This window comes from Kitasatospora sp. NPDC091276, assembly GCF_040684355.1.
In the GTDB taxonomy this organism is placed as follows: domain Bacteria; phylum Actinomycetota; class Actinomycetes; order Streptomycetales; family Streptomycetaceae; genus Kitasatospora.
Genome location: NZ_JBFBFU010000017.1, coordinates 170,311 through 194,242, shown reverse-complemented (window position 1 = coordinate 194,242; position 23,932 = coordinate 170,311). Strand labels below are relative to the sequence as shown.

The 23,932-nt window shown below is 75.1% G+C and carries 21 protein-coding genes; 14 read left to right on the top strand and 7 right to left on the bottom strand.

All coding sequences use genetic code 11. The features are described 5' to 3' along the window. Positions 1 to 331 precede the first annotated feature (331 nt). Genes AB0O19_RS22440 through AB0O19_RS22430 form a run of 3 tightly spaced genes read left to right on the top strand, consistent with a single transcriptional unit; the run spans position 332 to position 3,311 of the window. Positions 332 to 496 carry a hypothetical protein gene (locus AB0O19_RS22440; RefSeq protein ID WP_350879799.1) on the top strand — a complete coding sequence of 55 codons (165 nt, stop codon included), beginning with the start codon at positions 332 to 334 and terminating at the stop codon, positions 494 to 496. Continuing rightward, positions 493 to 2,796 carry a heavy metal translocating P-type ATPase gene (locus AB0O19_RS22435; RefSeq protein ID WP_363584747.1) on the top strand — a complete coding sequence of 768 codons (2,304 nt, stop codon included), beginning with the start codon at positions 493 to 495 and terminating at the stop codon, positions 2,794 to 2,796. The genes AB0O19_RS22440 and AB0O19_RS22435 overlap by 4 nt, the downstream gene beginning before the upstream one ends. Beyond that, a complete protein-coding gene (locus tag AB0O19_RS22430) occupies positions 2,793 to 3,311 on the top strand; it encodes a copper chaperone PCu(A)C (RefSeq protein WP_363584745.1) in 519 nt (172 codons plus the stop codon). Before AB0O19_RS22435 ends, AB0O19_RS22430 begins: the two co-directional genes overlap by 4 nt. A 153-nt stretch (positions 3,312 to 3,464) precedes the next feature. Here AB0O19_RS22430 and AB0O19_RS22425 read toward each other — a convergent pair whose 3' ends face one another. The 3 genes from AB0O19_RS22425 to AB0O19_RS22415 all read right to left on the bottom strand — a co-directional run bounded on the left by AB0O19_RS22425 (position 3,465) and on the right by AB0O19_RS22415 (position 5,232). Next, positions 3,465 to 3,887: a PIN domain nuclease gene (locus AB0O19_RS22425; protein WP_363584743.1), complete on the bottom strand. Its 423-nt coding sequence runs from the start codon at positions 3,885 to 3,887 to the stop codon at positions 3,465 to 3,467. Then, positions 3,884 to 4,099 carry a type II toxin-antitoxin system VapB family antitoxin gene (locus AB0O19_RS22420; RefSeq protein WP_363584741.1) on the bottom strand — a complete coding sequence of 72 codons (216 nt, stop codon included), beginning with the start codon at positions 4,097 to 4,099 and terminating at the stop codon, positions 3,884 to 3,886. Before AB0O19_RS22420 ends, AB0O19_RS22425 begins: the two co-directional genes overlap by 4 nt. A gap of 266 nt (positions 4,100 to 4,365) precedes the next feature. Further along, positions 4,366 to 5,232 carry a universal stress protein gene (locus tag AB0O19_RS22415; RefSeq protein ID WP_363621722.1) on the bottom strand — a complete coding sequence of 289 codons (867 nt, stop codon included), beginning with the start codon at positions 5,230 to 5,232 and terminating at the stop codon, positions 4,366 to 4,368. Between the two features lie 297 nt (positions 5,233 to 5,529). Here AB0O19_RS22415 and AB0O19_RS22410 point away from each other — a divergent pair, with 297 nt between their 5' ends. The 10 genes from AB0O19_RS22410 to AB0O19_RS22365 all read left to right on the top strand — a co-directional run bounded on the left by AB0O19_RS22410 (position 5,530) and on the right by AB0O19_RS22365 (position 20,056). Further along, entirely contained in the window at positions 5,530 to 7,269 is a 1,740-nt protein-coding gene (locus AB0O19_RS22410; protein ID WP_363621720.1) for a GAF domain-containing sensor histidine kinase, read from the top strand. Between the two features lie 212 nt (positions 7,270 to 7,481). Further along, positions 7,482 to 9,050: an AMP-binding protein gene (locus tag AB0O19_RS22405; protein WP_363621718.1), complete on the top strand. Its 1,569-nt coding sequence runs from the start codon at positions 7,482 to 7,484 to the stop codon at positions 9,048 to 9,050. After that, complete coding sequence (locus tag AB0O19_RS22400; RefSeq protein ID WP_063346173.1) at positions 9,040 to 9,282, top strand: phosphopantetheine-binding protein; 243 nt, start codon at positions 9,040 to 9,042, stop codon at positions 9,280 to 9,282. The genes AB0O19_RS22405 and AB0O19_RS22400 overlap by 11 nt, the downstream gene beginning before the upstream one ends. Further along, complete coding sequence (locus tag AB0O19_RS22395; RefSeq protein ID WP_363621716.1) at positions 9,279 to 10,700, top strand: FAD-dependent oxidoreductase; 1,422 nt, start codon at positions 9,279 to 9,281, stop codon at positions 10,698 to 10,700. Before AB0O19_RS22400 ends, AB0O19_RS22395 begins: the two co-directional genes overlap by 4 nt. A 194-nt stretch (positions 10,701 to 10,894) precedes the next feature. Beyond that, the gene (locus tag AB0O19_RS22390) at positions 10,895 to 12,682 is read left to right on the top strand and encodes a class I adenylate-forming enzyme family protein (protein ID WP_363621714.1); all 1,788 of its coding nucleotides are present in this window, start codon (positions 10,895 to 10,897) and stop codon (positions 12,680 to 12,682) included. A 6-nt stretch (positions 12,683 to 12,688) separates the two neighbouring features. Beyond that, positions 12,689 to 14,074: a lysine 2,3-aminomutase gene (locus tag AB0O19_RS22385; protein ID WP_363621713.1), complete on the top strand. Its 1,386-nt coding sequence runs from the start codon at positions 12,689 to 12,691 to the stop codon at positions 14,072 to 14,074. Further along, the gene (locus AB0O19_RS22380; protein ID WP_363621711.1) at positions 14,071 to 16,461 is read left to right on the top strand and encodes an AMP-binding protein; all 2,391 of its coding nucleotides are present in this window, start codon (positions 14,071 to 14,073) and stop codon (positions 16,459 to 16,461) included. The genes AB0O19_RS22385 and AB0O19_RS22380 overlap by 4 nt, the downstream gene beginning before the upstream one ends. After that, entirely contained in the window at positions 16,458 to 17,792 is a 1,335-nt protein-coding gene (locus tag AB0O19_RS22375) for an MFS transporter (protein ID WP_363621709.1), read from the top strand. The genes AB0O19_RS22380 and AB0O19_RS22375 overlap by 4 nt, the downstream gene beginning before the upstream one ends. Continuing rightward, a complete protein-coding gene (locus tag AB0O19_RS22370) occupies positions 17,789 to 18,778 on the top strand; it encodes an SDR family NAD(P)-dependent oxidoreductase (protein WP_363621707.1) in 990 nt (329 codons plus the stop codon). The genes AB0O19_RS22375 and AB0O19_RS22370 overlap by 4 nt, the downstream gene beginning before the upstream one ends. A gap of 18 nt (positions 18,779 to 18,796) precedes the next feature. Continuing rightward, positions 18,797 to 20,056, top strand: a complete 1,260-nt coding sequence (locus tag AB0O19_RS22365; protein ID WP_363584719.1) for a phenylacetate--CoA ligase family protein — start codon at positions 18,797 to 18,799, stop codon at positions 20,054 to 20,056. A 64-nt stretch (positions 20,057 to 20,120) separates the two neighbouring features. Here AB0O19_RS22365 and paaI read toward each other — a convergent pair whose 3' ends face one another. Next, positions 20,121 to 20,531 (bottom strand): hydroxyphenylacetyl-CoA thioesterase PaaI, encoded by a 411-nt coding sequence (paaI, locus tag AB0O19_RS22360; protein ID WP_363621705.1) that lies wholly within the window; start codon positions 20,529 to 20,531, stop codon positions 20,121 to 20,123. A 159-nt stretch (positions 20,532 to 20,690) separates the two neighbouring features. Between paaI and AB0O19_RS22355 the strand changes: the two genes are divergently transcribed. Continuing rightward, positions 20,691 to 21,962, top strand: coding sequence for a hypothetical protein (locus AB0O19_RS22355; protein WP_363621703.1), 1,272 nt, complete (start codon positions 20,691 to 20,693; stop codon positions 21,960 to 21,962). Here the strand turns inward: AB0O19_RS22355 and AB0O19_RS22350 are convergent. The 3 genes from AB0O19_RS22350 to AB0O19_RS22340 form a co-directional block, all read right to left on the bottom strand. Then, positions 21,959 to 22,339: a pyridoxamine 5'-phosphate oxidase family protein gene (locus tag AB0O19_RS22350; RefSeq protein ID WP_363621701.1), complete on the bottom strand. Its 381-nt coding sequence runs from the start codon at positions 22,337 to 22,339 to the stop codon at positions 21,959 to 21,961. The genes AB0O19_RS22355 and AB0O19_RS22350 overlap by 4 nt on opposite strands. Before the next feature lie 79 nt (positions 22,340 to 22,418). Beyond that, positions 22,419 to 23,138 (bottom strand): response regulator transcription factor, encoded by a 720-nt coding sequence (locus AB0O19_RS22345; protein ID WP_363584711.1) that lies wholly within the window; start codon positions 23,136 to 23,138, stop codon positions 22,419 to 22,421. Between the two features lie 161 nt (positions 23,139 to 23,299). Continuing rightward, positions 23,300 to 23,827: a hypothetical protein gene (locus AB0O19_RS22340; RefSeq protein ID WP_363621700.1), complete on the bottom strand. Its 528-nt coding sequence runs from the start codon at positions 23,825 to 23,827 to the stop codon at positions 23,300 to 23,302. Between the last annotated feature and the right edge of the window lie 105 nt (positions 23,828 to 23,932).

Genomic DNA, 23,932 nt, shown 5'->3' with positions numbered 1-23,932 from the left:
GTCCAACTCCACCTCCTCGACCTCCTCGACACCGACATCACACAAACCCGCTGGCCACAGACCTGAAACAACGACCCGCGAAGTCCGGGTCTAGTTGACGGGTAGTAGCCGGGGCCCAGCGCATCGGGAGGCGCCGTCCCGGACGCTACCTGGTCACACCGGGTGCGTCATCCGAATTAATCCGGGCCCGAGGCCCGCCGTACGGGTCTCGCCGGGCCCGCGACGCCAGGGCGCTCCCACCGGTCCCCACCGGTTCGGACCGTACGGGAACCAACCGTGCCCGTCGTCCGACTGCTGGGGGGTGAGTGCGAAGTCGCCGGGTGTCCGGCCCTTGAGTGTGCTGGCGGGGTTCGCCCTGCTGCTGGTGGTGGTGTTCGTGGTGGCGTACGCGGTGGGACGGCAGGCGGGCCCGGTGTCCCCGGGGCTGACGCCCGGGGGCGGCGCGTCGCCCGGGGCACCCGGGATGGGCGGGCACGACATGGGCGGGATGCGATGAGCCCGGTCGCGGGGGCCGACGCCGGGGCCCTGGTGAGCACCGATCTGGCGGTCGGCGGGATGACCTGCGCGGCCTGCGTGGGCCGGGTGGAGAAGCGGCTGGCCCGGATCGACGGAGTGACGGCCGGGGTGAACCTGGCGACCGGTCGGGCCCGGGTGCTGCACCCGGCCGGGGTGCCGGTCGCAGAGCTGGTGGCGGCCGTCGAACGAGCGGGATACACCGCCGAGTTGGCGCCCGCCGGGGCGGGCGTCGGGCTGCCGGACGAGGAGCCGGCGGAGCGCTGGCGGCTGCTGGTGACGACGCTGCTGGCCGTCCCGGTGGTGGTGCTGTCGATGGTGCCGTCACTACAGTTCCCCGCCTGGCAGTGGGTCTGCTTCGCGCTGGCCGTCCCGGTGGTGACCTGGGGGTCGGTCGGGTTCCACCGCCGGGCCTGGCAGGGGCTGCGGCACGCGGCGGCCACCATGGACACCCTGGTCAGCCTGGGGGTGGTGGCGTCCTTCGGCTGGTCCGCGTACGCGCTGGTGTTCGGCGGCGCCGGGGAGGTCGGCATGCGGATGCCGTTCTCGCTGACCGCGGACGGCAGCGGCACGGCGCACGTCTACCTGGAGGCGGCGGTCGGGGTGCCGCTGTTCGTGCTGGCCGGGCGGCTGCTGGAGGGCCGGGTGCGGCGGCGCAGCGGTTCCGCGCTGCGGGCGCTGGCCGAACTGGGCGCGAAGCAGGTGTGCGTCCGGGACGGCGGGACCGGCGAGGAGCGCCTGGTACCGATCGAACTGCTGCTGCCCGGGCAGGAGTTCGTGGTGCGGCCGGGTGAACGGGTGGCCACCGACGGGGTGGTGGTCGAAGGCGGTTCGGCGCTCGACCTGAGCCTGCTGACCGGGGAGAGCGTGCCGGTGGAGGTCGGCCCCGGGGACGCGGTGGCCGGCGCGACCGTCAACGTCGGCGGCGCGCTGGTGGTTCGGGCGACGGCCGTCGGCGCCGACACCCAACTCGCCCGGATCACCGCGCTGGTGGCGGACGCCCAGGCCGGCAAGGCCCGGGCGCAGCGCCTCGCCGACGCGGTGGCCGGGGTGTTCGTGCCGTGCGTGCTGGCGGGCGCGGTGTGCGTGCTGGGCTTCTGGCTCGGCGCGGGCGCGGCCCCGCAGGCGGCGGTGACGGCGGCGGTCGCCGTGCTGGTGGTCGCCTGCCCGTGCGCCCTGGGCCTGGCCACCCCGACGGCGCTGCTGGCGGCGACCGGGCGGGGCGCGGAACTGGGCGTGCTGGTGCGCGGCCCGGAGGTACTGGAGAGCCTGCGCCGGGTCGACACCGTGGTGCTGGACAAGACCGGGACGCTGACCACCGGACGGATGGAACTGGCGGCGGTGACGGTCGCCCAGGACTTCGACTCGGGGCTCGGCGAAGGTCTCGGCGAAGGTCTCGACGAGGGTGCGGTGCTGCGGCTGGCCGGCGCGGTGGAACACCGCTCGGAGCACCCGATCGGGCGGGCCGTGGCGGCGGCCGCGCGGGAGCGCTGCGGTCCGCTCCCCGCGGTGGACGGCTTCGCGGCCGCCACCGGGGTCGGGGTGTCCGGGGTGGTCGAGGGCCGGAGCATACGGGTGGTCCGCCCGGACGGCACGGCGCAGCCGCTGCCCGCCGACCTCGCGGACGCGGTCACCGCCGCCTCGGACACCGGCCGCACGGCCGTGGTGGTCGAACTGGACGGGCGGGCCGCGGCCGTGCTCGCCGTCGGCGACACGCTGCGCTCGGGCAGCTGGCGGGCGCTCCACCGGCTGCGCGGGATGGGACTGGAGACCGTCCTGCTGACCGGCGACGGCCCAGGCGCGGCCCGGGCGGTGGCGCGCGAGCTGGGCATCGAACGGGTGCACGCCGCGGCCTCGCCGGAGGGCAAGGCCGCGGTGGTGGCCGAGCTGCGGGGCGCCGGGCGGACGGTCGCGGTGGTCGGCGACGGCGTCAACGACGCGGTGGCACTGGCCTCGGCGGACCTCGGGGTGGCGCTGGCCTCGGGCAGCGACGCCGCGATCGGCGCGGCCGGACTCACCCTGGTGCGCGGCGACATCGAGGCGGTGGTGGACGCCGTCCGGTTGGCCCGGCGCACCCTCGGCACGATCCGGGCCAATCTGCTGTGGGCCTTCGGCTACAACGTGGTGCTGATCCCGCTGGCGGCCGTCGGCCTGCTCAACCCGATGCTGGCGGCGGTGGCGATGTCGCTCAGCTCGCTGCTGGTGGTCGGCAACAGCCTGCGGCTGCGCACCTGGCAGCCCGGGCGCGGCGCCTCGGCGGCCCGGAAGGGGGCGCGGCGATGAGCACGGCGATGAGCGCGATCGGACGGCTGCGGGTGGTCGGCCCGCCGGTGGGCGCGGCGGCGCTGACGCTGGTGCTGCTGACCGGGTGGACGGCGGTCGGCGGGGCCGGGCGGCCCCGGCCGGTGGAGGCCGGCCCGGGCTGGCTGCTACTGCCGACGGCGGGCGCGGCCCCGGCCACGGCGGCGTTCTTCACGATCCGCAACCCGGGCGACGTACCGGACGAACTGACCTCCGCCAGCTGGGAGTTCGGCGGCAGGATCACGATCAAGCGGCACCTCCACCAGGGCGCCGCAGGCCGCTGGGAGCCGGTGGCCGCCCTCCCGATCCCGGGCCGCGGCGAGCTGGCGATGGCCCCGGAGGACGCCGACCTGATGATCGCCGACCCCCCACCCCTACGGGCCGGCCAGTGGGTGGACTTCACCCTCGGCTTCCGCCACAGCCCGGACCTTCATCTCAGGGCCCAAGTCCTCCCCCCGGGCACCCGCCCCCGCCCGACCGAACCCCCGGCGAACTGACACTCCCCGGCCGGATCACGCCCCGCCCCCCGTCGAGGCGTGATCCGGCCCGGCCGATGGCCTGTCGGGCGGAGGCAGAGAACACGAGATTGCGGTTCGAACAGGATCAGGCCCCTTTCCCGGCTCCCAGTCCTGGACCGGAACGGACCGGATTCATTTGCCGGCCTCCGGCCCGTACCACTGGAGGGCCTGTCCGGTGACGCTCGCGATGCACTCGAAGTCGCGGTCCCGGTGCAGAAGGGTCAGGCCTTGCAGTTCCGCTGTGGCCGCGACGACCAGGTCCACGGCTCCGGCGCTGCGGTGCTGACCTCGTTTGGTCAGCATGCCCTGGACGTACCAGGCGCGGTCGTAGGCGCGGTCATCGACCGGCACCCAGCCGAACAGCAGCCGCATGTCCTCGATCCCCTGAGCGCGGTCGGCCGCTGTCCGCGCGCTGTAGAAGAACTCAAGTTCGGTGATGGGGCAGCTTGCGACCAAGCCCGCCGCTGCGGCTTGGTCCCAGCCGTACTGCTCGGCGTCGCCGCGCATGAAGCGCGCGAGCGCGCTGGTGTCGATCAGGAATTGCGCCGCGTTCACCGGCGGTAGTTCCTCTTGTCCTCGAAGATCTCCAGGTCGAAGGCCCCCGCGTCCGCCGCGGCACGCAGCCGTGTGAGGGCGAGCGCTCGCCGCCTGTTCTCCAGCACCTCACGCAGAGCGGTGTTGACCGTCTCCCTCTTGGTGCTGGTGCCGAGAGCCTGAGCCACGTCGGCGAGCAGCTCGTCGTCCAGGTCGATCACGGTCCGGCTCATGTGATGCACCTCCTGATATCAACTCGCATCTGAAGTATATCTCGACATGTTCCAGGCGGAAGGGATGCGTGGACGGCGATGCCCAGCACTGCCGGAACGCCCGCGACGCCGCGCACGTTGGCGCCCCCCTGGGTTCCTCGGACGGGATACGCCGATGGCCCGGACCGCTGTGCGGTCCGGGCCATCGGCCGGCCGAGGAGGTGAGATTCGAACTCGTGAGGGGTTGCCTGGGCCCGCTTTCCGAGCGTGCGCCGCCGGGGTGTCGGTCAGGGGTGGGGGATGACGGCGACCGGGGACCGGGCGTGGTGCAGGGCGGCGTGGGCGACGCGGCCGAGGCGGGGGCCGAAGTCGAGGGAGCGGTGGCGGCGGCCGACGACCAGGAGGGCGGCGCCGGCGGAGGCTTCGACCAGGCCGCGGGCGGAGCCGAGCCGGACGTCCTCGATCACCACGGTGTCCGGGTGCCGCTCGCGCTGGCCGGCCAGGGCGAGGGTGAGCAGCTTGGCCTCCAGCGCCTCCAGTTGGGCGATCTCGGTGGGCGGCACGGCCCCGCCGGCGTAGCCGAAGACCGGCGGGAGGTCCCAGCCGTGCACGGCCCGCAGCCGGGCGCCGCGCAGGGCGGCCTCCTGGAAGGCGAAGGCGAGCACCTCCTCCTCCGGGGCGTGCGCGTCGACGCCGACCAGCACCTCGGGCCCGTCATCGCCGGCCCCGTCGGGCGCGCCCGGCTCGCGCACCACGACCACCGGCACCGCGCTGCGGGCGGCCGCGGCCATGCCGACCGAGCCGAGCAGCAGCCCGGTGAAGCCGCCGAGGCCGCGCGAGCCGAGCACCAGGAGGGCGGCGTCCGCGGCCGCGGCGACCAGGCCGTCCACCGGCGCGTCCAGGACGGCGTCGGTGTGCACCACCAGGTCGGGGTGGCGCTCGCGGATCGCGTCGGCGGCCGAGGCCAGCACCCGCTGCGCGGCGGCCGGCAGGTCGTCGGGCTCGGCGAAGGTGGCCACGCCGTCGGTCAGCCACGGCCAGGCGTGCACCAGGCGCAGCGGGGCGCCCCGGAGCACCGCCTCGTCGGCGGCCCACAGGGCGGCGGTGGTGCTCTCCGGCGAGCCGTCGACCCCGGCCAGGACGGATGGCGTCATGAGGATTCCTCCACTGTGTCGGCGCTTGGCGGGGCGGCGCGGGGACGGTGTGCGCACTGACGGCCCGTCCGCTCCTCCCCCACCCTGGCGGTCCGCCAGGGCCTCGCGACAGAGGCCGCAGGCCCCTCGGCGACGGGACGAAAGGCCCGCCCGTGGGAGCGTACGGCGCACCCCGGCGTGCGGGGTGCCGACACCCGGGCACTACCGTGAATCCGGCAATCGCCCTGATCGGGCGGCACCTGGCGCCCTCCGGCGGCGGGTGGAGGACGGGCCAGGGCGAGTACGAGGAGGACAGCGATGGGCGGAGCGGACGGCAGCGCGGCGGTCGGCGGCGCGCGGATGCCCCGGCTGCGCCTGGACGAGCTGCTGGAGGAGCTCCAGTGGCGGATCGACGCGGCGCGCGGCACCCAGAACCGGGTGCACAGCCTGCTGGAGGCGGTGCTCGCGGTCGGCCGGGAGCTGGACCTCGCCCAGGCGCTGCACCGGATCGTCGAGGCCGCCGCCGACCTGGTGGACGCCCGCTACGCCGCGCTCGGAGTGATCGGCCCGGACGGGCACTCGCTGTCGCAGTTCCTGACGGTGGGACTGTCCGAGGAGGAGATCGCCGAGATCGGCCCGCCGCCGTCCGGCCGGGGCATCCTCGGGGAGCTGATCCGCGACCCGCAGCCGCTGCGCTGCCCGGTGCTGTCCGAGCACCCGGCCTCGGCGGGCTTCCCGCCGAACCATCCGCCGATGCACACCTTCCTCGGGGTGCCGGTGCGGGTGCACGGCGAGGTGTTCGGGAACCTGTACCTCACCGACAAGCGCGGCGGGCTGGACTTCGACACCGACGACGAGGCGGTGATCTCCACCCTGGCGGTCGCGGCCGGGGTGGCGATCGACAACGCCCGGCTGTACGAGGAGGCGCAGCTGCGCCAGCGCTGGCTGCGGGCCAGCGCGGAGATCAGCCGCAGCCTGCTGTCGGGCGCGCCCCGGCTGGAGGTGGTGGAGCTGATCGCCCGCCGGGCCGGGGAGATCGCCGGCGCCGAGCTGGCCGACGTCTCGGTGGCGCTGGACGGTCCGCAGGAGCGGGCGGAGGAGCTGACGGTGGAGGTCGCGCTGGGCGGGGCGCCCGCCGCGCGGCTGGGGGTGACGGTGCCGGTGGACGGCACGCTGTCGGGCGCCGCGTACGCCTCCGGTTCACCGGTGACCAGCGACGACCTGGCCTGCGACGCCCGCTACCCGGCGGGCCCGGCGGGGCGCTTCGACGGGCTGGGCCCGGCGGTCGCGGTGCCGCTGGGCACCGGGGCGGGGTACGGGCGGGGCGTGCTGCTGCTGGCCCGCGCCGCCGGACAGCCGGCCTTCGGGCCGGACGAGACCGGGCCGCTGCTGGGCTTCGCGGACCAGGCGGCGCTGGCCCTGGAGCTGGCCGAGCGGCGGCGCGACGCCGAGCAGCTGACGCTGCTGGAGGACCGTGACCGGATCGCCCGGGACCTGCACGACCTGGCGATCCAGCGGCTGTTCGCGACCGGGATGACGTTGCAGAGCGCGGGCCGGCTGATCGACAGCCCGGCCGCCGCCGACCGGGTCGCCCGCGCGGTGGCGGATCTGGACGAGACCATCAAGATCATCCGGTCGACGATCTTCGGGCTGCGCGCCCACAGCGAGCCCGACCGGGGCCTGCGCGCCCGCGCCACCCGCGTCGTCGCCGAGGCGCAGGGGACGCTCGGCTTCGCGCCCCGGCTGAGCATGGAGGGCCTGCTGGACACCGACGTGCCGCAGGAACTGGCCGACCACGTGGTGGCCGTCCTCGGCGAGGCGCTCAGCAACGCCGCCCGGCACGCGCGGGCGGGCCGGGTGGAGGTGACGCTGCGGGCGCTCGCCGGGCGGGTGTCCCTGGTGGTGGCCGACGACGGGGTGGGCGTTCCCGAGGGCGGCCGGCGCAGCGGGCTGCGCAACCTCGCCGAGCGGGCCGAGCGGGTGGGCGGCGCCTTCACGGTCGGGCCCGCCGAGGGCGGCGGCACCCGGCTCTCCTGGGAGGCCCCGCTCAGCTCCTGACGTGCCGTCACCGGGCCTTCGCCCACGCCGCTCCGTCCCCTTGCGCACGCCGTCCCTACTCGAACGACCGAACGCCCTCGGGCGGGTTCACACGTCAAGCACGCCCCCTTCGAAGAACGCTCTCAACATCCATTGTCGCCACGCATGTTCGACGGTAGAGTCGCCGTTCGCCGAGCACGGATGAGCATTCGACGGCATCATTTGGGGCGGCCATGTCAATTAATCAGGACACCCTCCAGGTCGTTCCCGACCTGATCCACGCGTTCACGGAAATGGCACGCCGCAATCCCCGGCACCCCGCGATCGTCCAGCGGGGGCGCACCCTCGACTACGGCCGGCTCGCAGAGCTGGCGAACACCCTGGCCAGGCGCCTGGGACCGGACCCCGGCACGGTCTCCGTGCCGGCCGTCCACACGGCCGAAACGGTGGTCGCACTTCTCGGCGTGCTGACCGCCGGGGGCGTGTACTGCCCGATCGATCCGGCATTCCCGGCGGCCCGTCGACACGCCATGGCGACGGCCGCGAACTGCCGCACGGCGATACTCGGCGAAGCCGTCGCGGAGCACCAACTCGACGCTCGATTAGTAGAGTTACCCGCCCTCTCGGAATTCCCCGGAGAACCGCCCGGAACCCCTCCGGCGGACCGTGCCGCAAGCGGCCCGGAACATCCGGCCTACATTCTCTTCACGTCGGGTTCGACCGGGCAGCCGAAACCCGTCGCCACTCCCCGCCGGGCCGTCGCGGCCACGGCCCACGCACTGCGCGACCTCTTCCACCTCACCCCCCAGGACCGGGTGCTCCAGTTCGCCTCGCTCAACTGGGACACCTGCTTCGAGGAGATCCTCCCGGCACTCACCGCGGGCGCCACCCTCGTCCTCGACCCCGACGCGCACTGCGGGTCGTTCCCGCGCTTCCTGCGGATGGTCGAGCGCGAGCGGATCACCGTCCTGGACCTGCCGACCGCCTTCTGGCACGAACTCGTCCACCACCTGGTCGACGACCGGGCCGAACTGCCGCCCTGCGTCAGGCTCCTGGTGATCGGCGGGGAGGCCGTCCAACCGGCCCGGCTGGACGACTGGGCCCGGCTGGACACCGGGCGGATCCGGCTGCTGAACACCTACGGCTGCACCGAGACCACCCAGATCACCCACGCCGTCGACCTGTCCGGACCGCTCGCCCGCGAACCGGCCCGGCCCGGCGCCGACCGCGCACCGGCCGCCCGCGCACCGATCGGCCACGCCTTGCCGCACGTCATCGAACGCCTCGGCGAGCAGGGCGAGTTGCTGATCGGCGGGCCCGGCCTCGCGCTCGGCTACCCCGGTCTGCCCGAGGCGACGGCGGCCCGGTTCACCACCGTCGACGGCGAGCGGTACTTCCGCACCGGCGACCGGGTGAGCCGCGGCCCGGACGGCCTGCTCACCCACCAGGGCCGCCTGGACGGCGAATTGAAGGTGCGCGGCGTCCGGGTGGACCCGGCGGAGGTCGAGGCGCACCTCACCGGCCACCCCGAGGTGAGCGCCGCCGCCGTCACCGGCGCCGCCCTGGCCGGCCGCACCGCGCTGCTCGCGTACGTCGTGGCGCGGCGGCACACCTCCCCGCCGGACCTGTCCGGCGAGTTGCTGTCCTACCTGCGGGCCCGGGTGCCCGGCCACCTCGTACCCGGGCGGATCACCGTCGTCCCCCGGCTCGTGCACACCCCCAGCGGCAAGGTCGACCGGGCCGGCTGCCACCTGCGCTACGGCGCCCACGACAGGTCGAAGGAGACCTCCGTTGAGCACTGACCTCACCACCCCCGCCACCCCGCAGGACCTGGTGGCCGTCTTCCGGCGCGTGCTGGAACGCGACGACGTGGCCCCCGACTCCGACTTCTTCGACCTCGGCGGCGACTCGCTGATCGCCACCCGGGTGCTGAGCGCCGTCGCGCGCGGCTACGCCGTCGAGCTCACCTTCGACGAGTTCCTGCTCGCGCCCACTCCCACCGCGCTCGCGCGCAGAATCACGGCCGCGAGATGAACGACCACCCGTTCGACGACCACCCGTTCAACGGCCGGCAGTTCGACGCGCATCGGCCAGGAGGAACCGCCGTCGTGGTCGGCGCCGGACTGGCCGGGCTCACCGCCGCGACCGGGCTGGCGGCGCACGGCTTCGAGGTGACCGTCCTGGAGGCCCGGGACCGGGTCGGCGGGCGCACCCACGGCATCGAGGCCGCCCCCGGTGTCCTGGTCGACGCCGGAGCCGCCTACCTGGGCGACCGGCACACCGAACTCCTCGCCATGATGGACGAGTTGGGGCTCAAGACCACCCCCACCACGATGTCCGGTGCCAGCCGGTTCGCGCTCGGCAGCGGCAACGACAACCACAACGGCAGCAGCGCCGACGCCACGACCCGCGACGGCCGGTTCCCGCCGCTCGACGGCGTCGCGCTCGGCGACCTGTTCGACCGGCTGTCCGAACTCACCGCCGCCGTAAGGCCGGAGGCGCCCTGGCTCACCCCGGACGCCGAACGCCTGGACGCCCTCACCGCCGCCGAGTGGGCCGAGCAGCACCTCACCCACCCCGACGCCCGGCTGTTCTTCCCGCTGTTCCTGGGTGAGATGACGGCCGCCGACCCGGCCGACATCTCCGTCCTCCACCTCGCCTTCTACCTGCGCTCCGGCGGCGGCCTGCGCTACCTCAACGCCTTCGCCGGCGGCGCCCAGCAGGACCGGATCTCCGGCGGCGCCCACCAGGTGTGCGAGCGGCTGGCCGAGCGCCTGGGCCGCCGGGTACGGCTGGGCGAGCCGGTCCGGGCCGTCCACCAGGACGCCGGCGCCGACGCCGTCACCGTGCACACCGACCGCGGCGAACACCGCGCGGACGTCGCCGTCATGGCGCTGCCGCCGCTGCTCGCCGACGCGATCGACTACCGGCCCGGCCTGCCGGTGCGACGGGCCGGCGAGCGCACCGCGCGCGGCTGCGCGGTCAAGGTCCACCTGGTCTACCCGGCGCCGCTGTGGCGCGACCACGGCCTGTCCGGCTGGTCGGTCAACGCCCGGGGGCCACTGCTCTCCACCGTGGACGACTCCCCCGCCGAGAGCGGCATCGGCGTCCTGACCGGCTTCGTCACCGGCGCCGAGGCGCACCGCTTCGCCGCCCTCACTCCGCGGCAGCAACGCGCCGCGGCCGTCGGGCAGGCCGCGCAGCTCTTCCCGATGCTCCCCGAGCCGACCGCCTGCCACGTCACCGACTGGCTCAACGACCCGTACAGCCAGGGCTGTTACGCCGCCCTGCTGGGGCCCGGCGACTGGCCGCGGCTCGGCCCGGCGCTGACCGCGCCGCACCACCGGGTGCACTGGGCCGGCACCGAGACCAGCACCGCGTACTTCGGGCTGATGGAGGGCGCGATCCGCTCCGGCCACCGGGTCGTCGCCGACATCCTCGCCCGCACCTGAGACCCGCGCCCGACGTCCGGGTCCGACGCCCATACCTGAGACCCGCGCCCGACGTCCGGGTCCGACGCCCACTCCTGACGCCCGCGCCCCGAACCCACGCCTGACGCCCCACCCCCCGTCCTTCCCCGGCCTTTCCCCCTCCCCGGCGCCGGTTCCACGAGAACCCGCGCCCGGCCCCCCTTCGGGAGACCCCCATGAGCGACCGCAGTTCCATCGCGCCCCTCGCCGCCAGACAGCGGCTGATGACCGAACCCGCCCTGGGCGCGGGCAACTTCCTCGACCACGCCCTCGCGGCCAACCCGCACCGCGCCGTCCCGTCCGTCTTCACCCACCGCACCGACCACCGCGGCGAGGTGGTGCTGCGCGGCCACAGCCTGCTCGATCTGGCCGCGCTGCGCGACCGCTACGCCGCCTGGTACCACGCCAACGGGGTGCGCCCCGGCGAGCCGGTGGGCGTCGTGGTCGGCGAGGGGCTGGAACCGCTGCTGCACTTCCTCGCGCTGACCTCGCTGGGCGCCGTCCCCGCGCTGGTCAACGACGCGATGCGGCACGACGTGCTGGTCCGCTACCTGGACCACGTCGGCGTGGTCGGCGTGGTCGCCGACGACCCCACCCGGCTGGCCGCCGCCTACCGCGAGGACCCGGGCCGCCGCCCGCGCTTCCTCGCCCTGGCCGCCGAGGTGCAGGCCTTCGACGCCGACACCGTCGAGCTGCCCGCCGGCCACCCGTACCGGCACGCCCCGGACGACGTGGTGGCGCTGATCCACTCCTCCGGAACCACCGGCACCCCCAAGTCCACGATGCTGGCGCACCGCCAGTTCTGGGACGGCAAGCAGCCGCGGATGGAGCGCTTCCCCGCCGAGCCGTACGACCGGCTGATGTCGCTGATGCCGCACACCCACGCCGGCGGGCTCAGCTACTTCCTCACCGCGACCCTGCTCGGCCTGCCCACCGTGGTGATGTCCGACTGGCGGCGCGCCGTCGTCGAGCCGGTGATGGAGGCCTTCCAGCCGACCATGGTCGCCTCCTTCCCCCGGACCTTCGTCGAGCTGGCCACCGGCGAACTCCCGGTCCGCGGCGCGGCCCGGGTGCACTCCTGGTTCAACACCGGTGACAGCGCGCACCACGGGCACATCCGCCGCCTGGTGACGCTCGGCGAGCGGCCGGCCGGGCTGATCCGCCCCTGGCTGCTGCCGCAGGACCGGGCCGACCGACCCGCGCTTCCCGGTTCGCAGTTCGTCGACGGCCTGGGCTCCTCCGAGATGGGCATGGCGCTCTTCGGCCAGGTGACCACCCCGGAGAGCGCCCGCGACGACCGCTGCGTCGGCAAGCCGCTGGAGGTGGTGCTGAAGGCCGCCGTGCTCGACCAGGACGGCACCGAACTCCCGGACGGCACGGTCGGGTTGCTCGGCGTGGTCAGCCCCTCCCGGACCCCGGGCTACTGGCACGACCGGCGGCTGACCGAGAGCTTCGAGCTGGCCGGCTACTGGCTCACCGGCGACGTCGCCCGCCGCGCGCCCGACGGCCGCTTCTACCACCTCGACCGCACGGTGGACGTCATCGACACCGCCGACGGCCCGGTCTACAGCCTGCCGATCGAGGAGGTGCTGCTCGCCGACTGCGCCGACCTGGTGCAGGACTGCTCGGTGGTCGGCGTGCCCGGGGCGCCCGGTGAGGGACAACGCCCGGTCGCCGTCGTCCGGTTGCAGGCCGGGGCCGGAGGGGCCGCCGGGGCCGGCGCCGAGGAGGTGCAGGACGCGGCGAACAAGGCGCTGGCCGCGGCCGGGCTGGCCGCGCTCGCCGCCGTCCGGATCGCCCGCACACCTCAGGACTTCCCGCTCGGACCGACCGGCAAGGTGCTCAAGCGCGAGCTGCGCACCCGCTTCGCGGGCCTCTTCACCGACGTCCGAGCCGACCCCCAGGCAAGCCCTCGAACAGACCCCCTGGTCGGCCCCTCCACCGCCCCCTCCACCGGCCAGTAGCCGGCCGTGGACCACCCCGTGATCCGCCAGCCGTACACGTACGCGCGGACGGCGCTGGTCGAGCCGGACTGGCGGCGACTGCCGGGCTGGCGCCGCGTCACCGAGGCGCAGTGGCGCGACGCCCAGTGGCAGCGGGCCCACTCGGTGAAGACCGCCCGGCAGCTGCGGGCCGTCGTCGGCGACCGGCTCACCGACCACTTCTACCGCGAACTCGCCGCCGACCAGGCCGGGTTCGCCACCATGCCGATGCTGCTGCCGCCGCAGCTGCTGAACACCATGGCCCCGGACGCCCCGGCCGACCCGCAGGCCTTCACCGAGGCGTTCCTGGCCGACCCGGTGCGCCGCTACATGCTGCCGGTGCGCACCGACCGGCACCCGCACTGGCCCAGCCATCCCCGGGCCGAGCGGGATTCGCTGCACGAGGCGGACATGTGGGCCGTCGAGGGTCTGACGCACCGTTACCCCACCAAGGTGCTGGCCGAGTTGACCGCCACCTGCCCGCAGTACTGCGGCCAGTGCACCCGGATGGACCTGGTCGGCACCTCGACGCCCCAGGTGGCCAAGACCCGGCTGCTGCTGCGCCCCGCCGACCGGCAGGAGCAGATGCTCGACTACCTCAAGCGCACCCCCGCCGTACGCGACGTGGTGCTGTCCGGCGGCGACCTCGCCAACGTCCCCTGGCCCCGGCTGGAGTCCTTCCTGCTGAGGCTGCTGGACCTCGGCACCGTCCGGGACATCCGGCTGGCCAGCAAGGCCGTGGTCGGCCTGCCCCAGCACTGGCTGCAACCACAGTTGCTGGACGGCCTGGCCCGGGTCGCCGAACTGGCCGCCCGCCGCGCGGTCAACCTGGCCGTGCACACCCACGCCAACCACGTGCGCTCGATCACCCCGCTGGTCGCCGAGGCGGCCCGGGCCCTGCTGGACGCGGGCGTGCGGGACGTCCGCAACCAGGGCGTGCTGATGCGGGGCGTCAACGACACCGCCGAGGACCTGCTCGACCTCTGCTTCGCCCTCCAGGGCGAGGCGAACATCCTGCCGTACTACTTCTACCTCTGCGACGTGATCCCGGGCGCCGAGCACTGGCGGACGCCGCTGCACCAGGCGCAGCGCCTCCAGGAGGCGATCATGGGCTACCTGCCCGGCTACGCGACCCCGCGCCTGGTCTGCGACGTCCCGCACGTCGGCAAGCGCTGGGTGCACCAGGCGGTGGCCTACGACCGCGAGCTCGGCATCTCGTACTGGACCAAGAACTACCGCACCGGCCTGGAGAGCGGCGGCGGCCAGGACGCCCCGCTCGACCGGCGCCACCCCTACTACGACCCGGTGGACACCCTCCCGGAGACCGGCCGCCGCTGGTGGTCCAAGCCGTCCACCGCACGAGGAGCGCGATGAGCACCCCCGGCCCGAGCCCCGACCCAAGCCCCGCCCCGAGCCCCGACCCGAGCCCCGCCCCTCCCCGGGACGGCGAACTGCGCCGCCTGTGCTGGATCTTCCCCGACCGCGAGTCCTCCCGGATGGCCGCGATGTGGCACGGCTTCTTCTGGGACCTCTACGCCGAGAGCGCCGCCGACCTCGGCCTGCGCTGGACCAGGCACGCGCCGGAGGCCGTCACGGTGGACGCCACCGGGCCCGGCCGCCCCCGGGTCTACGTGGACGACGAGCCGGTCACCCCCGAGGACACCCTGTTCATCACCGCGCTCTACTCGCTGCCGTACCAGTCGATGGACGTCTTCAACCAGTACGCGCTGTACGCGGTGCTCGAACAGGCCGGGTTCTACCTGCCGTTCCCGCCGCAGGTCTCGCTGATCGGCAACGACAAGCTGGCCACCCTGCTGTTCCTGGGCGGCTCCCCGGTGCCGACCATCCCGACGGTGCGGATCGGCACCGGCCGGGACATCAGCAAGCACGGCTACGAGGTGGGCCTGCGGAACATGACCTACCCCGCGATCGTCAAACCCGCCGGCTGGTGCGGCGGCGGCGGGATCAACCTGGCCCGCGGCCCCGAGGACGTCCGGGGCCTGGCCAGCCTCGCCCAGGGCGGCGACACCACGCTGGTGGTCCAGCCCTACCTGGGCGACGGCACGATCGACTACCGGGTGTACGTCGTCGACGGCGAGCCGTACGCGGTGATGAAGCGGACCCCGGAGCCCGGCTCCCCGGTCGCCAACGCCAGCCGGGGCGGAGCCATGGAGTTCCCGCCGGTGCCGCCCGAACTCGCCGCCGCCACCGCCTGGTTCGCCGAGCGGCTGCCGATCCCGTTCTTCTGCGTCGACTTCCTGTACGACGGCGAGCGGTACTGGTTCTCCGAACTGGAACCGGACGGCGTGATCGCCCCCGACCTCACCGACCCGGACCGCACCCTCCAACGGGACGTCACCCGCGCCCGCTTCGCCGCCTACCGCGACGGCCACGCCAGGTGGCTCGCGGACGGCGCCCGCCCGCTCACCCTCGACCCCGCCCGAAGCCCCGCCCTCACACCCACACCCACACCCACACCCACACCCACCTCCAACCGCGACCTCGACCTCGCCCCCCCGGACGGACTCCCGATGACCGCCTCCTTCTCCCTGCCCCCCGAGGCCGCCGAGCCCCGCCTGCACGTGGCCCGGCGCACCCTGGAGCGGCTGCGCAGCGTCCCCGACCTGGCCCCGCGCTACGCCAGCCACGTCAACGTCCACACCCTCGACCGGCTCGCCACGCTCCCGCCCCTGGCGAAGGACGACCTCAACACCGCCCTCGCCCACCTGGAACCCGCCGCCGACCAGGCCGCCACCTGGCTGTTCCAGAGCGGCGGCAGCACCGGCGCCCCCCAGGTCGGCTACGCCCCCACCGGCTTCTACATGGCCGGCGTGCACGCCCACTGGCAGCCGCTCGACCGGACGGACGTCTTCGTCAACGCCTGGGGCGCCGGCCGGATGTGGGGCGCGCACTTCCTCGCCGCCGCGCTCGCCGACCTCTCCGGCTGCCGGATCATCGCGCTCGGCTCGGTCGCCGCCGAGGAGTACGGCGACTGGCTGGCCTTCCTGGCCGCGCGCCGGGTGACGGCCATCGGCGGGACGCCCAGCGTGCTGCGGCTCTGGTTCGCGCACGCCCGCGCCGCCGGCATCCGACTCCCCTCCCTGCGCAAGGTGTTGTGGCTCGGCGAGGCCTGGCAGCCCCAACTCGACGAGGACCTCGCCGTGGTGGCGCCCGAGGCGCGGCGCTGGGGCATGTTCGGCAGCACCGAGACCTGGGTGGTGGCCACCAACACCCCCGACTGCCCGGCCGACACCTTCCACCCGCTGCCCGACCAGCTGGTCCACGCCGACGCCGGCGGCCTGCTCGACTTCACCACCCTCAACCCCGAGATGCTCAACCCCGTGCTGCGCTACCGCACCGGCGACGCGGGCGAGTTGACCGACTGCCCGTGCGGGCGCCCGGGCCCGGCGATGCGGGTGCTGGGCCGATGCGACAACGTCGTCCAGGTCCGCGGCCTCGGACTGGACGTGGCCGAACTGATCGCCCGGGCCGAGCGCGAACCGGGCGTGGCCCGGGCCCAGGTGGTGCTGACCGAACAGCGCGGCCGGGCCACCGGGGTGGAGGTCCTGCTGCTCACCGGCGGGACGGGCGCCACCCCCGACGCCGAGCGGCTACGCAAGGAGCTGTTCAGCGCCACCTTCACGCTCAGCACCGCCTTCCAGCACGACCCGGAGTCCTTCCGGGTACGGCCGGTCGAGGAGCTGATCAGCAACGGCCGCACCGGCAAGACCGCCGGGCTGGTCCTGCGGGAGGGTGCGTGAAGTCCGACCGGACGGGCGAGGGCGTGACGTCCGACCCGGTGGGAGGCGGGACGGCGCCCGCGCGGCCGGCGCCGCTGGGCCGGGGCTTCGACCTGTTCTGGGCCGGGCAGACCGTCAGCCTGGTCGGCGACAAGGTCACCGTGTTCGTCGTCCCGACTCTGATGATCTTCGTTCTGCACGCCTCCGCCCTCCAGGTCGGCGTGGTGGCGATGGCCCAGTACCTCGGCATCCCGCTGCTCGGGCCGGTCGCCGGGGTGCTGGTCGACCGCTGGGACAAGCGCCGCACCATGCTCGGCTGCGACCTGGTCCGGCTGGCGGCGGTGGCGGCGATCCCGCTCGCGTACTGGCTCGACGTGCTGTCCACCCCGCTGCTGTTCGGCTGCGTGGCGGTGATCAGCGGCGCGACGATCTTCTTCAATGTCGGCTACCTGGTCGCCGTCCCCGCCGTGGTGCCCGAGGACGGCATGGTCCGCGCGTACTCCCGGCTGGAGGGCAGCGGCTCGGTCGCCGAGGTCGCCGGCCCCTCCATCGCCGCCGCCCTGTACAGCGCGCTCGGGGTGGCCGCCCTGCTGGTGGACGCGGCCAGCTACCTGGTCTCGGCCGTCTGCTTCCGGTACATGAGCCCGTGGGGCGAGCGGACGGCCGAACCCGGCTCGATCCGGGAGCGGCTGACCCTCGGCTTCCGGCTCAACTGGGCGGACCCGGTGCTGCGCCGGGTGGTGCTGGCGGCCGTCACGCTCAACTGCGGCGGGCCGGTCTTCGTCACCGTCCTGCCCGTCCTCGCCTACCGGGGCCTGGGCGTGACGGTCGGCGCCTTCGGCGCGGCCATGTCGGTGGCCTCGCTCGGAGCGCTGATCGGCGCCCTGGTCGCCCCGCGGCTCAGCCGGCGGTTCGGCCTGGGGCGGACGATGGCCTGGTCGCTGCTGCTGCACTGCCTGGCCGGCCTCGGCCTGCTCGCCGCGCCCGCACTGCCGCCCGGGCCGGTGATCGCGGTGACCATGGGCTGCTACGGGTTCTTCATGTCCTGCATCAACGTGTGCAGCGCGCCCACCCGGCAGGCCCGGATGACCGCCCGCAACCAGGGCGTCATGCACGCCGCCTTCCGGACCGTCACCTGGGGCGTGATCCCGCTCGCCGCGCTGGTCGGCGGCCTGGCCGTCACCCTGCTCACCGGCCCGCTGGGCATCCTGGACGCGGCCCGGGCGGTGATGGCGGGCGGCACCCTGCTGGCCGCCTGCTCCTTCCTCCCCGCCCTCGGCCTCCAGCCGCTGCTGGACGCCGCCGGGCGCGAGGCCGCCGCCCCCGGGGAGCTCGCGGAGAGCGCGTCATGAACGGCGGGAGCGCCGGGAGCGCCGGGAGCGGCGGGAGCGGCGCGAAGGCCGGGAGCGCCGACGGGAAGGTCCTCCTGATCACCGGAACGTCCTCCGGCATCGGCCTGGCCACCGCCGTCGCGGCGGCCCGGGCCGGGTACCGCACGGTGGCCACCCTGCGCGAACCCGGCCGCGCCGGGGAGCTCCGGCTGGCCGCCGAGGCCGCCGGCGTCACCGTGGACGTCCGCCGCCTCGACGTCACCGACCCCGGCTCGATCGCCGCCTGCCTGGACGGCGTGGCCCGGACGTACGGGCGGCTGGACGCCGTGGTCAACAACGCGGGCGTCTCCAACTCCGACCCGACCCTGGAGATGTCCACCGACGCGGCGCTGCGGGCCAACCTGGAGGTCAACTTCTTCGGGGTGGCCGCGGTCAGCCGGGCCGCGCTGCCGCTGCTGCGGGCCGCCGCAGGCCGCCTGGTCGCCGTCGGCAGCGTGCACGGCGTGGTCGGTCAGCCGTTCAACGAGGCCTACTGCGCCGCCAAGTTCGCCGTCGAGGGGTTCCTGGAGGCGCTCGCCCCGGTCGCGGCGGCGCACGGCGTCCAGGTCTCGGTGGTCGTCCCCGGCTACGTCCCGGACACCCGGTTCGGGGTCTTCCCGGACATCGACCGCGGCACCGTCCAGGCCGCCTCCGGCCCGTACGCGCCCACCTTCGCCGGCTACCTGGACTGGATCGGCGGCCAGGGCTGGGAGTCGGCCGGCCAGCCCGCCCGGGAGGTCGCCGAGGTCGTCGTGCGGACCCTGCTCTCCGACCGGCCGCCCTTCCGGGTGCCCGCCAACCAGTGGGCCGCCGACTACCTGGCCGCCAAACTCGCCGACCCGGACGGCTCCACCGTCCAGTCCCTCGCCCGGACCTGGCTCGGGCAGCCCGAAGCACGCCTCCAAGCGCGAGTCGAAGCACCCCCCGCAGCACCCGCCGAAGCACCCCCCGCCGCACCCTCCTCCTGAGCAAGGGACCCGACCACCATGCCCGCCAAGCCCCTGGCCGAGCTGATCGCCTTCGCCCGCGCCAACTCGCCGTTCTACGCCGAGCTGTACCGCGACCTGCCCCCCGCCGCCGAGCGCCTCGACCAGCTCCCCGTCATCGACCAGGCCGCCTTCTGGGCCGCCAACACCTGGCCCGACAACCGCGTCCTGACCGGCCCGCTCAGCGACGCCGGCATCTACAAGACCGGCGGCACCACCGGCGTCCCCAAGTTCTCGCCCTGGACCCGCACCGAGCACGCCGACTCGGTCACCGCCTTCGGCGCCGGACTCGTCCGGGCCGGCCTGCGGCCCGGGCACCGGGTCGCCAATCTCTTCACGGCCGGCGAACTCTACGGCGGCTTCCTCTACATCGAGGGCGCCCTGCACCACGCCCCCGTGGACAACGTCCGCCTGGGCGTCGGCGGCGCCGCCCCCGACCCGTACATCGCCGACCTCATCACCGGCTTCGGCGTCCACGTGCTGGCCGGCGAGCCGATGAAGCTCAGCGCCGTCGCCGAGTGCCTGGTCCAGCGCGGGGAGACGGCCGACGGGGTCGAACTGCTGCTGTTCGGCGGCGACCTGCTCTTCGCCGACCTGCGGCCGATCCTCGCCCGGGCCTTCCCCCACGCCGCCGTCGCCTCCGTCGGCTACGCCTCCAACGACGCCGGGCTGGTCGGCTCGCCCGTCCCCGGCGACGACGTCCGGGTGCACGAGGCCTTCGCGCACCGCACGGTGGTGGAGCTCGTCGACGACGTCACCGGCAAGACGATCACCACGCCCAGGACTCCCGGCCGGGTCGTCGTCACCAACCTGTTCCGCACCCTGATGCCGATCCTGCGCTACCCGACCGGCGACCGCGCCGAGTGGACCGACGCCCGCTGCCGCCGCTTCCGCCTGCTCGGCCGCTCCACCGAGGGCGCCCGGGTCGGCACCGTCGCCATGCCCACCGAGGAGATCCGGGCCGTCCTGCTCGCCGCCGACCCGGAGCGCCACATCACCGGCATGCAGCTCGTGCAGCGCCGCTGGGCCGGGCGCGACGGCCTGATCCTGCGCCTCGGCTACACCGGGCAGCGGCCGGCCCCCGAGCTCGCCGACCGGCTCGTCGAGGCCGTGTACACGGCCCGGCCGCTCTACCCCGACGAGGTCGCGCTGGGCAGCATCCACGACCTCGCGGTCGAGTGGGTGCCGCGCTCCGAACTGGTCACCAACCCGCGCACCGGCAAGCTCCAGCAGGTGCTGGACGAGCGTCCGCGGTCCTGACCGGGAGGTGACGACGGGGGCCGGGCAGCGGTGAGGGGCCGGACAGAAGTGAGGGCCCGGGCGCTCAGTCGGTCTGCGGCCGGCCCCCGATCACCACGCTCTGCCCGCGGAACTCGGCGATGACCTTCCCGTCCGCCCGCCGGACCGTCACGTCGTAGACCCCGCCGCGCCCGGCCCGCGACCGCTCCACCGCCTCCGCCACCAGTTCGTCCCCGACCGCCGCCGGGGCCAGGAAGACGACCTGCGCCGCCTGCGCGACCGTCACCGGGCCGTGGCTGTTGCAGGCGAACGCGAACGCGGCGTCGGCGAGCAGGAACAGGAAGCCGCCGTGCGCCGTCCCGTGGCCGTTCACCATCGTCGCGGCCACCGTCATCCGCGTCACCGCTCGACCGGCGGACACCTCGTCCAGCGCGATGCCCAGCAGCCGGCAGGTCTCGTCCCGCGCGTAGAGGGCGGCGGTCCCGGGGTCGAGCATGGCGTCCTGTTTCCCTCCGTCGACGGCGTCCCGGGCCAGCCTAGGGCACGGCGCCCGCCCGCCGTCCGGGGGAACTCGGCCACGCCGCCCCGCCGTTCGGCCCACCCAGCCGCCCTCCGCCCCTAGCCTGCTCAGGTTCCCCGAGCGCAAGGACGGCTGATGGCCCAGAAGTCACCCGCGACCGCCACCCCACCGGGCCCCGCCGAGATCCCGTCGGCGCAGCCGCCCAGCGGATCCGTGACGGCCCTGCGGATCGGGGCCGCCGTGGCCGGCGCGCTGCCCTCCGTGGTGCTGCGGCTGGCCGGGGTGCACCTGGCGCCCGTGCCGGGCATGGTGGTCTTCGGCCTTGGCGTCCTGGCGGCGGCGCTCCTGCTGATGTGGGCCGCGGAGACCGCCCGGGCCGACATCTCCGGCCCGCTCGCCCTGGCCCTGCTGGCGTTCATCGCCGTCCTGCCCGAGTACGCCGTCGACCTCTACTTCGCGTACGCGGCCGGCACCCGGCCCGAGTACGCCGCCTACGCGGCCGCCAACATGACCGGCGCCAACCGACTGCTGGTCGGCGTCGGCTGGCCACTGGTCGCCCTCGCCTCCTACTTCGCCGCCCGGCGCCGCGGCGCCGCCCCCGGGATCACCCTGCGGGAGCACCGCCGGATCGACACCGCCTTCCTCGGCGCCGCCGCCCTGGTGGCCTTCGTGATGCCGCTGACCCGGCAGATCTCCTGGGTGCTCGCGGTCGTCCTGATCGCCTGGTACGGCTACTACCTCTTCCGGGTCAGCCGCTGTAGCGAGGACGACGAGGAGGAACTCATCGGCGTTCCGGCCCGGTTGGCCGCCCTCCCCCGGCAGCGCCGCCGGGCGACCACCGTCCTGGTGTTCGCGGTCGCGGCCGGGGTGATCTTCGCCTGCGCCGAGCCCTTCGCCACCTCGCTGGTCGACGCCGGCGCCTCGCTCGGCATCGACCGCTTCCTGCTGGTGCAGTGGCTGGCCCCGCTCGCCTCCGAGGCGCCCGAGCTGATCGTCGCGGTCGTCTTCGCCTGGCGGCTGCGCGGGGACGACGGCCTCGGCGCGCTGCTCTCCAGCAAGGTCAACCAGTGGACCCTGCTGATCGGCTGCCTCCCGCTCGCCTACCTGGCCGGCGGCGGCGCGGCCTCCCTCCCGCTGGTCGAACGCCAGGTGGACGAGGTGCTGCTGACCGCCGCGCAGACCGTCCTGGCCGTGGTGCTCCTGCTCGACCTTCGGTTCCTGCCCTGGAAGGCCGGGCTGCTGTTCGCCCTGTTCGCCGTCCAGTTCGCCCTCCCCGGCGAGTCCGCCCGGGTCGCCCTCAGCTGGGTCTACCTCGCGCTGGCCGTCCCGCTGCTCGCCGTGCGCCTCCGCCAACTCCCGCCGACCGTCCGCGCCTTGGCGGGCCGCATCGAGGGCGATCCGCACTAGTCGGTGCGCGGGGGAAGCCGCCGGCCGACGACGAGTTCCGGGCGGATGCGGATCCGGACGGCCCCGGGGGCGCGGCCGGCGGCGGGGCCGACCTGGGCGCGGCCGAGGACGGTCACGTACCAGCCGGAGCCGTCCACGCCGTCCACCTCGTCGGCCTCGAAGGCGATCACGGCGTCGTCCACGGCCCGGGCGAGTTCGGAGCCGGCCTGGGCCGAGAGCAGCACTCCGCCGCCGTCCGACAGGTCGAGCCGGAAGGACACCGGCAGCACCGCCGGGAGGGCGCGGATGGTGTAGACCACCCGGCCGACCGCGGCCCTGGCCAGCAGTTCCAGCGCCCGCTCCCGGTCCAGTTCGAGCAGGTCGTGATCACCGTTCATGCTCTCGATGCTCGCCCCGGCGGTGGCGGCGCCGCGAGGGCCGATGGTCCCGCCGGGGGTCCCGGGCCCGGACGTCGCGTCAGCCCCGGAGGGAGCGCAGGTGCGCCGGCTGCGCGGCGGCGGCCGCCTGGCGCAGCTCGGTGGAGATCAGCGCGGCCTGCACCCGCCGCTCCACACCCAGCTTGGCGAGCAGCCGCGACACGTGGTTCTTCACCGTCTTCTCGGCGAGGTAGAGCCGTTCGCCGATCTGCCGGTTGGTCAGGCCCTCCCCGATCAGCGCCAGCACCTCCTGCTCGCGCACGGTCAGCGCGGGCCCGGTGGTGACGGGCTGCGCGGGCTCGGCGTCGCTGCGCAGGCGGTTGAGCAGCCGGGTGGCGGCGCCCGGGTCCAGCATCGAGCGGCCGGAGGCGACGGTCCGCACGGCGGCCACCAGGTCGGTGCCGCTGATCTGCTTGAGCACGTACCCGGCGGCGCCCGCCATGACGGCGTCCAGCAGCGCCTCCTCGTCGTCGAAGGAGGTCAGCATCAGGCAGGCCAGGCCGGGCATCCGGGAGCGCAGTTCACGGCAGACCGACACCCCGTCGCCGTCGCCCAGCCGGACGTCCAGCACCGCCACGTCGGGCCGCAGCGCGGGCACCCGGACGAGCGCCTGCTCGGCGGTGGCGGCCTCGCCGACCACCTCCAGATCGGGCTCGCCGTCCAGCAGGTCGTGCACCCCGCGGCGCACCACCTCGTGGTCGTCCAGCAGGAACACCCGCACCGGCGCCGGTGCCCCGGCGCCCGCCGTCTTGGTCGCCATCACGCGGCTCCACCTTCGTCACCCCCGCACACTCCCGGCAGGGCCCAGGGCATCATCGCCCACCGGCCGCCGCAGGACCCAGGGCCCAACGACCCCATTCGGGCGAGCGCGCGGGCGGCGCGGCCCCCGGAGGAGCCGCGCCGCCCGTACCGGAGGGGCCGTCAGCGCCGCCGCGCGCTGCCGAGGCCCGCCAGCAGGAAGGCCAGCGCCACCCCGGCCCCGCTGACCGCCGCGAGCACCACCCGGGAGCCGACGGCGCCCTCGTCCGACAGCAGGATCGCCACCGCCCCCAGCGAGGCGACGGCGGCGCCGACGACCAGCCACCCCGCGAGGGTGACGGCGGCGGGGCGGCCGGAGCGCGGCGCCGGCCGGGCGCCCAGGGCCGCCCAGCGGGCGGCGGCCTCGTGCTGCTCCCCGCGCCGGTCCCACCGGGCGCGGACCCGCAGCGCCACGCCGCCGACCAGCCCGGCGAGGGCGATCTGCGCGGCGGGCCGCCAGTCGGGCACGGCGAGCAGCAGCCCGCCGGCCATGGCGAGGGCGGCCCACCACAGGACGCAGGCCGCCGCGGCCGTACGGGTGGAGCGGGGCCGGTCGGCGCCGGCCTGGAGGTCGGCGATGGCGGGCAGGTACCAGACGCAGCCGCTCGCGGTGAGCGCGGCGGTGCCGATGGCGAGGACGGTGTGGGTCATGGGGCCGGCCTTCCAGGTCGCGAGGGGAGGGAGCCGTCCCCGCCCGTGACGGGGGCGCGGGCGGAGACGGCGGTCGGAGGGTTCGGAGCGGGTGGCCGGGGCGCG

Bases quoted from the DNA above. Each gene is read 5' to 3' on its own strand.
- AB0O19_RS22435 (WP_363584747.1), top strand. From the start codon at position 493: ATGAGCCCGGTCGCGGGGGCCGACGCCGGGGCCCTGGTGAGCACCGAT.
- AB0O19_RS22430 (WP_363584745.1), top strand. From the start codon at position 2,793: ATGAGCACGGCGATGAGCGCGATCGGACGGCTGCGGGTGGTCGGCCCG.
- AB0O19_RS22420 (WP_363584741.1), bottom strand. From the start codon at position 4,099: ATGAGCCGGACCGTGATCGACCTGGACGACGAGCTGCTCGCCGACGTG.
- AB0O19_RS22415 (WP_363621722.1), bottom strand. From the start codon at position 5,232: ATGACGCCATCCGTCCTGGCCGGGGTCGACGGCTCGCCGGAGAGCACC.
- AB0O19_RS22410 (WP_363621720.1), top strand. From the start codon at position 5,530: ATGGGCGGAGCGGACGGCAGCGCGGCGGTCGGCGGCGCGCGGATGCCC.
- AB0O19_RS22405 (WP_363621718.1), top strand. From the start codon at position 7,482: ATGTCAATTAATCAGGACACCCTCCAGGTCGTTCCCGACCTGATCCAC.
- AB0O19_RS22395 (WP_363621716.1), top strand. From the start codon at position 9,279: ATGAACGACCACCCGTTCGACGACCACCCGTTCAACGGCCGGCAGTTC.
- AB0O19_RS22390 (WP_363621714.1), top strand. From the start codon at position 10,895: ATGAGCGACCGCAGTTCCATCGCGCCCCTCGCCGCCAGACAGCGGCTG.
- AB0O19_RS22380 (WP_363621711.1), top strand. From the start codon at position 14,071: ATGAGCACCCCCGGCCCGAGCCCCGACCCAAGCCCCGCCCCGAGCCCC.
- AB0O19_RS22370 (WP_363621707.1), top strand. From the start codon at position 17,789: ATGAACGGCGGGAGCGCCGGGAGCGCCGGGAGCGGCGGGAGCGGCGCG.
- AB0O19_RS22365 (WP_363584719.1), top strand. From the start codon at position 18,797: ATGCCCGCCAAGCCCCTGGCCGAGCTGATCGCCTTCGCCCGCGCCAAC.
- paaI (WP_363621705.1), bottom strand. From the start codon at position 20,531: ATGCTCGACCCCGGGACCGCCGCCCTCTACGCGCGGGACGAGACCTGC.
- AB0O19_RS22355 (WP_363621703.1), top strand. From the start codon at position 20,691: ATGGCCCAGAAGTCACCCGCGACCGCCACCCCACCGGGCCCCGCCGAG.
- AB0O19_RS22350 (WP_363621701.1), bottom strand. From the start codon at position 22,339: ATGAACGGTGATCACGACCTGCTCGAACTGGACCGGGAGCGGGCGCTG.
- AB0O19_RS22345 (WP_363584711.1), bottom strand. From the start codon at position 23,138: ATGGCGACCAAGACGGCGGGCGCCGGGGCACCGGCGCCGGTGCGGGTG.
- AB0O19_RS22340 (WP_363621700.1), bottom strand. From the start codon at position 23,827: ATGACCCACACCGTCCTCGCCATCGGCACCGCCGCGCTCACCGCGAGC.